The organism is Pedobacter sp. UYEF25, from assembly GCF_054061655.1.
In genome coordinates this window covers 15,981-28,387 of the sequence record NZ_JBSSEL010000002.1, presented here as the reverse complement: position 1 = coordinate 28,387, position 12,407 = coordinate 15,981, and the positions used below count along the sequence as shown (strand labels likewise).

The 12,407-nt window shown below is 36.8% G+C and carries 12 protein-coding genes and 1 other RNA gene; 10 read left to right on the top strand and 3 right to left on the bottom strand.

The window, feature by feature from the left end:
• Nucleotides 1-173 precede the first annotated feature (173 nt).
• The 10 genes from ACVWYG_RS02150 to ACVWYG_RS02105 all read left to right on the top strand — a co-directional run bounded on the left by ACVWYG_RS02150 (nt 174) and on the right by ACVWYG_RS02105 (nt 8,708).
• Complete coding sequence (locus ACVWYG_RS02150) at nt 174-791, top strand: tetratricopeptide repeat protein (protein WP_457268484.1); 618 nt, start codon at nt 174-176, stop codon at nt 789-791.
• A gap of 1,106 nt (nt 792-1,897) precedes the next feature.
• Nucleotides 1,898-2,956, top strand: coding sequence for a PfkB family carbohydrate kinase (locus ACVWYG_RS02145; RefSeq protein ID WP_457268483.1), 1,059 nt, complete (start codon nt 1,898-1,900; stop codon nt 2,954-2,956).
• Nucleotides 2,949-3,608, top strand: a complete 660-nt coding sequence (locus tag ACVWYG_RS02140) for a bifunctional 4-hydroxy-2-oxoglutarate aldolase/2-dehydro-3-deoxy-phosphogluconate aldolase (RefSeq protein ID WP_457268482.1) — start codon at nt 2,949-2,951, stop codon at nt 3,606-3,608. The genes ACVWYG_RS02145 and ACVWYG_RS02140 overlap by 8 nt, the downstream gene beginning before the upstream one ends.
• Before the next feature lie 25 nt (nt 3,609-3,633).
• Complete coding sequence (locus ACVWYG_RS02135; RefSeq protein ID WP_457268481.1) at nt 3,634-5,073, top strand: MFS transporter; 1,440 nt, start codon at nt 3,634-3,636, stop codon at nt 5,071-5,073.
• Nucleotides 5,074-5,396: 323 nt separating this feature from the next.
• A complete protein-coding gene (locus ACVWYG_RS02130; protein WP_457268480.1) occupies nt 5,397-5,564 on the top strand; it encodes a hypothetical protein in 168 nt (55 codons plus the stop codon).
• A gap of 435 nt (nt 5,565-5,999) precedes the next feature.
• Complete coding sequence (locus tag ACVWYG_RS02125) at nt 6,000-6,419, top strand: MarR family winged helix-turn-helix transcriptional regulator (protein WP_457268479.1); 420 nt, start codon at nt 6,000-6,002, stop codon at nt 6,417-6,419.
• Between the two features lies 1 nt (nt 6,420).
• The gene (locus ACVWYG_RS02120) at nt 6,421-6,819 is read left to right on the top strand and encodes a DoxX family protein (RefSeq protein ID WP_457268478.1); all 399 of its coding nucleotides are present in this window, start codon (nt 6,421-6,423) and stop codon (nt 6,817-6,819) included.
• Nucleotides 6,820-6,845: 26 nt separating this feature from the next.
• Nucleotides 6,846-7,523, top strand: coding sequence for a type 1 glutamine amidotransferase domain-containing protein (locus tag ACVWYG_RS02115; RefSeq protein ID WP_457268477.1), 678 nt, complete (start codon nt 6,846-6,848; stop codon nt 7,521-7,523).
• A gap of 64 nt (nt 7,524-7,587) precedes the next feature.
• A complete protein-coding gene (locus tag ACVWYG_RS02110; protein ID WP_457268476.1) occupies nt 7,588-8,010 on the top strand; it encodes an organic hydroperoxide resistance protein in 423 nt (140 codons plus the stop codon).
• A 62-nt stretch (nt 8,011-8,072) separates the two neighbouring features.
• Complete coding sequence (locus tag ACVWYG_RS02105) at nt 8,073-8,708, top strand: nitroreductase family protein (RefSeq protein ID WP_457268475.1); 636 nt, start codon at nt 8,073-8,075, stop codon at nt 8,706-8,708.
• A gap of 219 nt (nt 8,709-8,927) precedes the next feature.
• Here the strand turns inward: ACVWYG_RS02105 and ACVWYG_RS02100 are convergent, their stop codons facing one another.
• From ACVWYG_RS02100 to ssrA, 3 genes are all read right to left on the bottom strand, one after another.
• Nucleotides 8,928-10,988 carry a beta-carotene 15,15'-dioxygenase, Brp/Blh family gene (locus tag ACVWYG_RS02100; RefSeq protein WP_457268474.1) on the bottom strand — a complete coding sequence of 687 codons (2,061 nt, stop codon included), beginning with the start codon at nt 10,986-10,988 and terminating at the stop codon, nt 8,928-8,930.
• Nucleotides 10,989-11,069: 81 nt separating this feature from the next.
• Nucleotides 11,070-11,789: a bacteriorhodopsin-like gene (locus ACVWYG_RS02095; RefSeq protein WP_457268473.1), complete on the bottom strand. Its 720-nt coding sequence runs from the start codon at nt 11,787-11,789 to the stop codon at nt 11,070-11,072.
• A 195-nt stretch (nt 11,790-11,984) separates the two neighbouring features.
• Nucleotides 11,985-12,352, bottom strand: a transfer-messenger RNA (tmRNA) gene (gene ssrA, locus ACVWYG_RS02090).
• Nucleotides 12,353-12,407 lie beyond the last annotated feature (55 nt).

Below are 12,407 nucleotides of genomic sequence, written 5' to 3'. Positions count from 1 at the left end.
TGTTAAAACGGCAGGTTTTATTTTTCATAAGAAAATCATAATGCAAGTTTTTTAGCGTTATGAAGATTATTGTAGTGAAGAAAAGCTTTTTTTTTCTTTATTTTAAAGAATATTGGCGTTGCTAAATTAGGAAAAAAAAGCAACTCGACGATGGTTAAACTAACTAGCAGTAAATGAATTTATTAAAACAGACATGCATCGGTCTACTCGTTTTTTATTCGGGCAACACATTTGCTCAAAGTAATTTTGATAGAAGTGTCCAAGCAATTGTACGGGCGGATTATAAAACTGCGGTAGCACAATTAGAAAAGGCTGATGCGAAAGATCCTGACAATGCTAAAATTTTGAAAATGCTGGGTTATTCGTACTTCCAAAATGGAAATAATGAAAAAAGTATCGCTACTTACACGCGCTTGGCAAATGTTCAGCCTAGTGATGTTTCAGCCTACTATTACCGAGGAAAAGCAAGACTGAAAATTGCAAATGATCCAAAGGAATCAGGAAATTCAATGAGGGAAAGTTTTTACACCGCTGCAATTGCAGATTTTACTAAAGCAATTGATTTAAGCGAATCGGATATACAGATGTATCAAAACCGTGGCTTGGCTTATAAAGACTACGCTATTTTCAGGTCTTTTAAATCGAAAAAGAAAACAGAAAAAGCAGCTTGCGTCGCACTTTTTAATAATTCCATCTTGGACTTCCAAAAGCTGCTCACCATGCAACCCCTGCGAAAAGACATCATCGACTGGATCACTTATGACAAAGAACAAATTAAAAGTTTGAAATAGTAAGACTGTGAAGTTTAAAAAATTTCATCTTCATTTCATTTTTTTTTGCATTTCGGTGTTTTAACCACGTGTTTCAAAAATATTTTGAGCGAACGAGAACGTTTTTTAGCCGGTTATTAAATCTAGCGGTAACCATCGTTAATAGGCAAATTAACATTTTCAGTTCGGCAACTAAATCAAGAGAGCGACAGTAGTTTAAGTAAATTTAATTGTTAAAGTTACGTTTTGCCCATTTGATCGGTTTGCATAAAATGGGATTTGTATCTTGACCATCTAAAAATTAATAAACCGGCACTTAAAATTCAAAGTTACAATGCTGTTGGAAATTGCTGGTAAATTAAATTACGCGGTGCCGTCGATTGATAAATAGATTGGGGTTGAGCGCTTTCCTGGGTCCGACAGATCATTCAAAAATAAAACCGGTATAAACTGAATAAGCCATCCTGGCAGAACTTCCGAAGCTTAGGGTAATCCTGTTCTGAAGAGTGAATATCTTAATAATGTCATTCTTACTCATTGAGAGACTGTATTTTTATTTTTTTAAGCAAGTTATAAGAAAATAAATTTCAATCTGCATTTTGGGATGCCTATCTAAATTTAGATGGTCGCCATTTTGACAGATGATTGTGCCGTAGATCGTTTAATGTACATTTCTATTTTTGTCGATGTATTTCAAATAGGCGAGTTAGATGGCCATTCCAAAAAGTGATTTCCATTACGGTTTTGTTAAACCAAGAGGATTGTATACCTTGGAAGCGCGGAGTCACCTTCTTATCAAAAAATTTTTTTTAACATCTTGCAAATTTGGCTATTGATTTGAAACAAGTTGACCCCTCAATTTAACTATTTACAAATAATCTTTTTGAGCAAATTCTTTAAATTTTATTTATTTTCGACGAAAGGATAACCAAATGATTCTCATGTTTTTGCATCCTTCAATAAAATTTTCAAACAAACTCAGCTTGTACCAGGAATTATTGCAGCACATTCTGGTTTGATGCGAAAGATATTAATGTTAATTGTCAAAATAGTCAGGAGCATTTGAAGTGCATAAAGCAAATTTATGCTGTTTTGATGGATTAGAATTGTGCTGTTTTACCATAAAAATGAAAGACCAAATACCATTCGTTGTCAGACAAGGAGAAAAAATTTTGAGTTTTGGGGAAATACTACTTCGTATTTGTCCTGATTTGCAAGGAAATTGGTTAAAGGAAAATAAACTTCCCTTCTACATTGGTGGCGCGGAACTAAACGTAGCCACAGCACTGGCCTTGTGGGATTTGCCTTCTGCCTATTTTTCAGCCATGCCGGATAATGCCATCACGAGAGAAATCGAACAAGATTTAATAGAAAAAGAGATTGACATTTCTTCCATGTTGTTCGAAGGCGATCGGTTAGGAATCTACTACCTTCCCAAAGGAAACGACCTGAAGCATTCAGGTGTCATCTACGACAGAGCAAACTCGTCCTTCGCCGGGCTTTGTGTCGGGCAAATTAATTGGCAAAAGCTTTTTGATGGGGTAACCTGGTTTCATTTCAGCGCAATCTGTCCCGCCATTAATCAGTCGTTAGCTGATGTTTGTTTAGAGGCAGTAAAAGCAGCAAAGGAAAGGAACATTGTTGTTTCCATCGACTTAAACTTCAGAAGTAAACTTTGGAAATACGGAAAAGAACCTGTTGAAATAATGCCAGAACTTGTCAAATATTGCGATTTGATTATGGGTAACGTATGGGCGGCGCATAATATGCTCGGCACTCGGTTAAATTCCCAGCTCCAAAAAAAGGAAGCTTACAATACCGATGTATTAATACAACAGGCAGAAGAAACTTCCGAGGAGATAATGGATATGTTTAAAAGCTGTAAAGCAGTAGCAAATACTTTTCGATTTGATCAGGGAAGGGGAATTAACTATCACACAACCCTCTACTCGGGAAATAAATTAATCGTATCTGCAAAATATTTTTCAGATGACATTTTGGATAAGGTTGGAAGCGGCGACTGTTTTATGGCAGGATTAATTTATGGTTTTTACAATCAACTATCAATTAAAGAGGTGCTTGGGTTCGCAACTGCAGCTGCATTTAATAAATTGTTTATTGCAAGCGACGCAACTACAAGTGATGTAGAAGGTGTGAAAAGAACAATGAAAAGAGAAAATGAGTAATAAGCACAAAATAATAGACGCCATTTTGGAACAGGGTATGCTGCCGCTTTTTTATCACGACAGCGAATCCACTAGCGTAGAATTGATGCGCACGCTTTATAAAGCTGGTGTAAGGGTGTTTGAATATACCAATAGAGGTCAGTTTGCATTACCAAATTTTAAAAAATTGGTTGAGGTAAGAAATGCAGAAATGCACGATCTATTTTTGGGGATTGGAACCATTAAGACGGTTAAAGATGCAGATGATTTTATAGCAGGTGGAACAGATTTTATTGTCGCTCCGATTGTTAACCCGGCGGTTGCCAAAATTGCCAATAAAATAAATATGCTTTGGATTCCCGGTTGTATGACGCCAACAGAAATAAGTGTCGCTCAAGAAAATAAAGCCCTCCTAATCAAGATTTTCCCAGCAAATATTTTAGGTCCCGAATTTTTATCTTCAATTAAAGATCTTTTTGCGGGTCAGCTTTTCATGCCTACTGGTGGTGTAGAAATCGATGCTAATAACCTTAAAACCTGGTTTGCAGCGGGCGTATGCGCCGTTGGTATGGGAAGTAAATTAATCAATAAACAAGTGATGTCAGCGCAGCGCTATGAGGAGCTTTTTGAAAATACAAAACGCGCGCTAAGGCTCATCAAAGAAAGTAAATAATACCATTTAAAAAAAACCTAACCAAATGAACAAAAGTAAAATGACCAGCTACAGGTGGACCATTTGTCTAGTCCTATTTGCGGCTACTACCATAAATTACCTCGACCGACAAGTGCTCTCTCTAACTTGGAAAGACTTTATTGCGCCGGAATTTCATTGGGATAACAACGATTATGGCAATATTACCGCTCTATTTTCTATTTGTTATGCGGTGTCACAATTATTTGCGGGCAGGTTGGTCGATAAACTAGATACAAAAAAGGGCTTTTTATGGGCAGTTGGCGTTTGGTCTGTGGGTGCTTGTTTACACGCATTTTGTGGAATAGTTACGGCAGGCTATCTTACGGGAAATTGGTTCGGAAGCTTTGAACTTGCAAAAGATACTATCCGGACCATAAATAATACCGGACTAGTGATTAATGTAAGCGTTGCGGTTTTTATATTTGCGCGTTTTGTTTTAGCCTTAGGCGAAGCCGGAAATTTTCCAGCAGCCATCAAGACTACTGCAGAATATTTTCCCAAAAAAGATAGGGCTTTTGCAACAAGTATTTTTAATGCTGGAGCAACTGTTGGCGCCTTAGCGGCGCCGCTTTCTGTTCCGTTTATCGCAAGAGCTTATGGCTGGGAGATGTCGTTTATAATCATTGGTGCCTTAGGTTTTATATGGATGGGGTTTTGGGTGCTGATTTATAGAAAGCCACATGTCCATCCAAAAGTTAATAAGCCAGAGTTGGATTACATTCAACAAGATTTAACCTATGATAGAACCTTGGCAGATTACGTAGAAGAAACTGACGAAAAAGTCTCTTTTATAGATTGCTTTAGACATCGCCAAACTTGGGCATTCGCATTTGGTAAATTTATGACCGATGGCGTTTGGTGGTTTTTTCTGTTTTGGACGCCAGCTTATTTAAGCGATGTATACGGAATGGATTCAACACAAAGTGCTTTCCCGCTTTTCGTACTTTATATGATTACCCTACTTTCTATTGTTGGCGGCTGGTTGCCGACTTATTTTGTTGATAAAAAAGGCATGAATCCATATCAAGGAAAAATGAGAGCGATGCTTATTTTCGCTTTTTTTCCTTTGCTGGCACTGTTAGCGCAGCCTTTAGGGCATATTACTTATTGGCTACCGGTGATAATTATTGGTATTGCAGGCGCGGCACACCAAGCTTGGTCGGCTAACATTTTCTCTACCGTTGGAGACATGTTTCCTAAAAAGGCAATTGCAACAATTACTGGAATAGGAGGTATGGCAGGGGGAGTCGCTGGTTTTTTTATCAACAAGGGCTCTGGTATGTTATTCGATTATACTGGTGAAAATCACATTATTTTTATGAGCTTTAAGGACGAGGCCGCTGGTTATTTTATTGTATTCTCCATCTGTTCCGTCTGCTACCTTATCGGTTGGGTGGTTATGAAAGCGTTGGTGCCAAAATACAAACCAGTTATTTTTAAATAAAAAGATCACTTACTAAATTTCGACTGACAGGAGCAATCTTGAGATTTGAAGTTTAGGAGGTTCTTTTATTTGAAAGGCAAATTTCTGTGCTTTTTTGAACCGCCAGCCCGGCTTTTTGTTGCAAGTCCGCTCGCTCGAAATCCTGCGGGCTTTACACTTCAATCCGGCTTAAATCGGTTGGTGTAGTGGTTCTTCTGTTGGTACAACTTATCACCCTCAAAAAAAACCTGACGACGACAAATTGTAAATAGCTTATATTGGCAATGAATTTAAATTTTATCCATTCTTTAAATGCCGTTGATCATACAAAAAACTAAATAGATATGAAGAAGCCGATAATTGACGTATTGTTTATATTAATTGCAGCCGTATTTCTGGTTGTTTTATCACAATACGGACTGTTAGAAAAATACATTGGTTTGTCGTTAATTCCGATACTGATTGCGTACCAATTGGGCCAATATTCTGAAAGAAAATTCAAAAAAAGATAAATCAGCGAATAAGTCAGCGCTAATTAAAAAATCAAGCTCAACAGTTTTTCTCTGCTGAAAATTTTCAATTAGTCGTAAACTGAAACTGCTCTATCGATTTAAGGAGATAAATTTTTAAAGAAATAGGTTTTTTCCCAAATAATTTTCCCTCCGATTTGTAATTAAGCGAAATCCTTCGACTAATTCGCCTCAAATGAATACCGTTCTTCTTTCTAAACTCAGCCCAGCGGATATTTTAGCGCGTTAAAAAACTTCTATAAAAATAATTGGTTAAGCTGCTCCGTTTTTCAAATGTAAAACAATGCTGTAAAAATCTTTTATCTCAATAGCGCTCATTCTCTGGTAAAGCGCAAAACGGTCAATTTTGTGTATAATTATATTGTTGTAAATTAAATTGTGTAAAACTTATTTACATTTGTGGTGTTATAAAATCGAATGGAAGATTTACTAAAGCTCGAACACCAGATTTGTTTCCCCGCCTATGCATTTTCAAGAAAGCTAACTAGCCTTTATAGGCCATTGTTAAAAGAGCTGGATCTTACCTATCCTCAGTATTTAGTATTGATGGTATTGTGGGAGGAAAAGCAACATACAGTAAATCAGCTAGGAGAAAAACTTGATTTAGACAGTGGAACACTCACCCCACTGCTTAAAAGATTAGAGCAAAAAGGCTTCGTAACCAGGAATCGAAGTAAGACAGATGAGCGCGTGGTAATGGTTTCCTTAACCGAAACCGGGATGCAATTGAAGGCTAGGGCTAAAGACATCCCGAAAAAATTAGTAAAGTGTTTAGATGTCTCTATGGAGCAGTTGATTCAATTTAGAGATTTGTTAAATAAAATGTTAAACAAATAAAATGAAATCGCTAAACATAAAAAATATAGCTAGAGTGCTTCTAGGGTTTTTTTTAACTTTTGCGGGGGTAAGCCATCTTACGTTCAATCGTTCAGCATTTTTAGCCCAAATACCCGAGTGGCTGCCTTTGGGTAAAGATTTTACCGTATTGGCATCTGGTATTGTAGAAATAAGTCTGGGCGTATCACTTGTGTTCTGGGTGAAGAAAAAACGATGGGTTGGAATAGTTGTCGCGATATTTTTTTTACTTGTTTTCCCTGGAAATATCGCTCAATACGTAAACAAGGTTGACGCTTTTGGATTGAATACCGATAAACTTAGGCTCATCCGTTTGTTTTTTCAACCGGTATTAATCCTTTGGGCACTGTGGAGTACAGGTGTGTTTAAAAAGAATAATTAATTAATAGTCATAAAAATAACAATCATATGAAAGTTTTATTCGTAATTACCTCACACGATAAATTAGGCGATACCGGTAAAAAAACTGGTTTTTGGGTAGAAGAATTCGCCTCTCCCTATTACAAATTTCAAGATTCAGGTTATGAGATAACCGTGGCAACGCCAAAAGGTGGACAAGCGCCGATCGATCCCTCTAGCGAAGCAAAATCTGCACAAACAAGCGCGACCGAGCGCTATTATAAAGATCAGAAAGTTCAAGAGATCATCGCAAATACTCATAAACTGTCTGAAATGAAAGTTTCAGATTTCGATGCAGTTTTTTATCCCGGCGGCCATGGACCACTTTGGGATTTAGCTAACGATGAAGATTCTGCCAAGTTGATTTTAGATTTTTACAATAGCGGAAAGATAGTTGGTGCTGTTTGCCATGCGCCAGGTGTTTTTAAGAATGTCAAATTTGAAAATGGCGACTCTTTTGTAAAAGGAAAAAATGTAACTGGCTTTTCAAATACCGAAGAAGAAGCAGTGCAATTAACAAATGTGGTACCATTTTTAGTGGAGACTGAATTAAAAAATTTGGGCGGTCATTACAGTAAAACCGACGATTGGGGTGTGCATGTGGTGGAAGATGGTTTGTTGATCACCGGGCAAAATCCGGCTTCATCTGAAAGTGTAGCCGAGCGAATCATTTCCCGTTTAAAGTAAACTTATTGGAGCTGCTCTTATTTGGCAGCTCTTTTTTAAAAAACATTAGAAGAGGAGTAATAAAATGAAAGTAATATATACCGCAGAAGCAACTGCCACCGGTGGTAGAAATGGCCATGTTAAAAGTAGTAATGGAGTGTTGGATTTACAGGTTAGAATGCCGAAAGCAATGGGCGGAGCCAGTGACGATTACACGAACCCGGAGCAACTTTTCGCGGCAGGCTATTCAGCGTGTTTTGATAGCGCATTGAATTTGGTTATCAAACAAGGTAAAATAGAAACTGGCGAAACGTCCGTCAGCGCAAAAGTAAGCATCGGTCAAAATGATGACGAGGGATTTGGATTGTCTGTGGTTTTATCGGTAAACGTACCTAAAGTTAGTATAGAAGAAGCGAAAGAGTTGGTTGATAAAGCCCATCAGGTTTGTCCTTACTCCAATGCCACCCGTGGAAATGTTAAGGTAGAATTGATAGTAACCAACCACTAGAAGAAGTTTTCAAACATAAAAAAGAGCAAGCGATAAGTGGCTGCTCCTAATAACGAAATAAAATGTCATTAATTGAATCATTAAAGTGGAGATATGCTGTTAAAGCATACAATCCAACAAAAAAAGTGAGTGAAGCAGATGTGGCAAGCATCGTAGAAGCAGCTCGGTTAGCTCCGACTTCCTCAGGCTTGCAACAGTATCGAGTATTGGTTGTTTCCAATCAAGAAATTAAAGAAAAACTTTCTCCAAGCGTTTTAAATCCAGAGGTAATGAGGGATTGCTCTCATGTGCTAGTTTTTGCAGCTTGGGATCGGTACACAGAGGACAGGATAGATGCTATTTATGACCGTACAACAGACGAACGAGACCTGCCTCGCGGAAGATTTACGAGTTATACTGATAAGATAAAAGGAATTTATCTGAAAGAATCGGCAGCTGAAAATTTTATTCACACAGCTCGCCAATCCTATATTGGTTTTGCAATGGCCATTGCAGAAGCAGCAGAATTGAAAGTGGACACAACGCCGGCTGAAGGTTTTGACAATAATTTGGTGGATGAACTCTTAGATTTAAAATCTAAAGGTTTAAAAAGTGTAACTTTATTGTATTTAGGATACCGAGATGGAGAAAATGATTGGCTATCAACCATGAAAAAAGTTCGAAATCCTACTGAGGACTTTGTAATTGAATATAAGTAAGTTCAAAAGCGTGCTATTGAGTAAAAAAACAGGCTCCGTTTATGAGCCTGTTTTTTTGTGAAAACTTTTTTCCAATCTAATTTTAAGGATGTTTAGGAAATAAATTAATTTAAAACCTGTTCCTCAGCCTTTCATAACATCAGGATCAAAATCGAGGTTTGGCATTTGTTTGAGTGGTCATAATTCATTTGGTTTTTTATGAGGATTTGCCAAATTGTCTCATGAAATTAGACCGTTTGCTTTATCAGATGAGATCTTAACATGCTTTCTATGATTAAACTTCAAATAAAATCTGTGCATGCTAAAAACATGGGGAATACTTAGACACGATAAAATGATAAAAAACATTCCTACATAATTAGGACCTGAAAAAAATATAAAATATAAAATAATGAGTGCGCCCCCGGCACTAAATGGAAGTGATTTTACCCATAATTTAAACGAGGTTTCATTTAGACCTTTAGAAAGGTGACGCCAGCCATGAATGCTATGTTGACCGATAAAATAAATTCCAAAGGCTGCAAGTAGGGGAAGAAAACTACAAAGTAAAATATAAGTCAAGGTATATATTATATAACTAGATTTTTTGAGCATTGCTAAAAGTAATCCGCCGGTAACTACAGCTATTTGGATAAGTTTAACGTCAGATTGTGGAATTTTTTGTAGAAAAGTTGGCAAGCTTAGGTTCGGAATTTGTGTTAAAATCAAATTTAATTCTTTAAAATGAAAAAAGAATAATGTCATTAGAAGAACCAAACCCCATAAAAAAGTTGGCAATCCTTGTTTTAAAGTCCATTCCTTAAAGTCTGCTTGTCCGAAATGCCATGCAGAATATCCAATAAAAATAATTAAAGCTACGTCTGGAAGAAATAACCAAACGATGGCTAGCAGAATGCTTTTGAATAAATAGCTTATTACAAAATAGAGAAGTTGTTTCTTATTTACAATGCTACTCTCGGTGAGGTAATCGAGCGCCCCGTGTGAAAGTCCAATGGATAAAAAGCCAACAGCTAAAATTCCCCAAGAAATATAGGCCAAATTATAATGCGAAAGAACAATTGTAAAGATTGTTAGTATAAAAGGAAACGCTAGAACAGGCAGACTATTTATTTGATGTAGAAAATATTTTAATGCGGTCAAAATAAAAATTCCGATAGGCAATTTTGAGAAAATGGATATTTCTTCCACAATACTTGTTTTTTCTCTTAAAAAGCTTAAAACGCTCGGAACAGGTATTTTTTTAAACAGGGTTTCAAAAATTAGTTTTCCATATTGTGGCCTTTCATTTAAGATGTTGAGCAATAAAAGGTCGTAAAGTGCAAATCTTTGTTTTCGAGATTTTCTGCTCGGCAGTTGCTTTTTTTTGATAGCGTCGGCCAGCGCCGACGCATCTTCTGCCATGGAATGAAAAGCATACCCTGTAGAGCATTTAAGAACGCCCGATCTGACACCCATGTTTATCCAAGTGTTGCCGAAATCCTCTGAAACCAATTTGGCGCTAGACATTGGTATTACCCCTTGTTCGAAATCTAACACTTCAAAAGGAACACCCAATTTTTTCACATAATCAGCAAGTATTAAATGCGCATCCTCTTTTAATAGTTTTTCACCCCCAAATCTAGTTAATTCTATAAGTGCGGTATTGCCCGTAAAGGGAAGAATATAAATAAATTGAGTGAAATTGCTTTGAGGGATGTTAAAATCCATCATCACCATCGTTGACGTATCAAATATTTGATTAACAGTTTTAATTTTCCAACCGTAAAAAGACTGGTATAAATGACTTTGAATTTTAGTTGGTTTTAAAAAGAATGGTGGCCGACTGTCAAACACCGACTGTGCATAAATCGTTTCATTATCTAACTTAACCTCATGATAAGTTGATTTTAGTATTGGCTTTTCTATCAGAAAGGACCTAAAAAATTTAACTTCGTTAAAACCAAGCTGCTTCTTTGTTTCGTTGTAGAGATCAATTCCTTTGATGTGAAAATAATGAAGTGGATCAATTCGTTGTTTAGTTATGCCATTAATTTCAATACAATTCCAACTATAACTAATGAGGTTTGCTAGGTTTAGTTTAGCAAGCTCATCTTCGGTGGCCCAAAAACAAAAAGTTCTATCGTTGGTAGATTTGGTATCAGGCTCTATAATTGCAATCGTTTTTCCTTTTAAAAGATTGTGATCATTAAGTCTTAAAATTAACAAACAGTTTGCAGCGCCTAATCCTATAAATAGAAAATCGAACTTTAAAGTAGGTTTATCTAATTCCGAAGTTTCCATCTGTTATTCGTTATGCGAAAGCAATCAAAAAAAAGGGATGGTAGATTATAGAATACCATCCCTTTGTGTTGCAAATTACAACTAATCTTCTGAAGATCTACTTAACACATAAATTACTAAACCGAAACCTATTTTATTTATGGCATCAGCGATGTTGTAAACCACATCCATCGCATGGCTTGCAGCTTTGGGATCGCTGACTAACTGAAGGCCAAATAATCCTCCTGGAGTTCCGAGAATGTATCCTAGTGGATAAATTGCCCAGCCAACAAGCACAAACCAAGCGAGCACTCTAGTTGCTTTTGCAACCTGCGCGCCTGCAGTATTTGCCAATTTTGCTACTTCGCCAAACCATATTAAATAAGCGATGTAAAAATAAGCAGCACCAGATATTACGCCCCATAAAACGCTATGATCTCTGTCCAGTGTTTCGCCAATATATCCTGTCACCAACATCACTAGTGAAGCGAAAATCAACTTCCACAGTAAACTGACCTTTGCACCTGCCTTTTTGGTTATTAGATAAAATTCCACGCACATCAATGGCACTGTTAAAATCCAGTCAACGTAGCGGAAAAAAGTTGGGGAATCGCCTGTTTCTAAGTTATATCCCCTCATATAATAGTAGTGAACCGCCGCAATAAAAGTAATTAAACCTGATACAAGTACCGACGTTCTCCATTTTTGAGTGGTATTATTTACCTCGAAAAGAAAAAAGACTGATGCTGCCATCATAGCCATCGTTCCGACGAAGAACGTAAAAGCAACATAATTGTCGCTCGCAATTTTTAAATGTTCCATGTAATTTAGATTAAGATTTATATGGAAGCATTTAAGAACGGCATAATGTTTGAGTTGTCGTTAAATTAATGTTAATCACGGCTTTAACGGATTTATAAACGTATTTATACGCTTTAAATTAAATATCATTTTAGGTTTGTGGAGTTCTTAAAATAAATTAAGCCTGCAAATAGTTTATTTGCAGGCTTAAGAAATTTGTGGAGCCGAAGGGAGTCGAACCCTTGTCCAGTTGTGAGATAAACTAAATCCTCTACATGCTTATTTTTCAATTTATTTTCGAGTTATAAACCGGCTGAAAACCGACCTTGTTTATAACCTTAACTACTTTATCTCATTTTGCACCGCAGCTTTACAAAACCAGCTTTGTTATTTCGATGCCCCAAATTCTAACCTAACAATGCAGCAATTAGAGGGACAAAAGCAATCTAATTCTAAATTAGGCTGCTAAGGCGTAGTTATTCTCGCCAATTATTGTTGTGAACGTTCTCTTTTAAGTGCTCTCCGTACAACGCACTGCATGCTAACGTAATTTTCGCCACCCTGTCAAATCCAAGAACGGCCCCATGTTTGAATCTTTTTTAAGATTCTGTGAAACGCAAATATACAAATAAAATACAT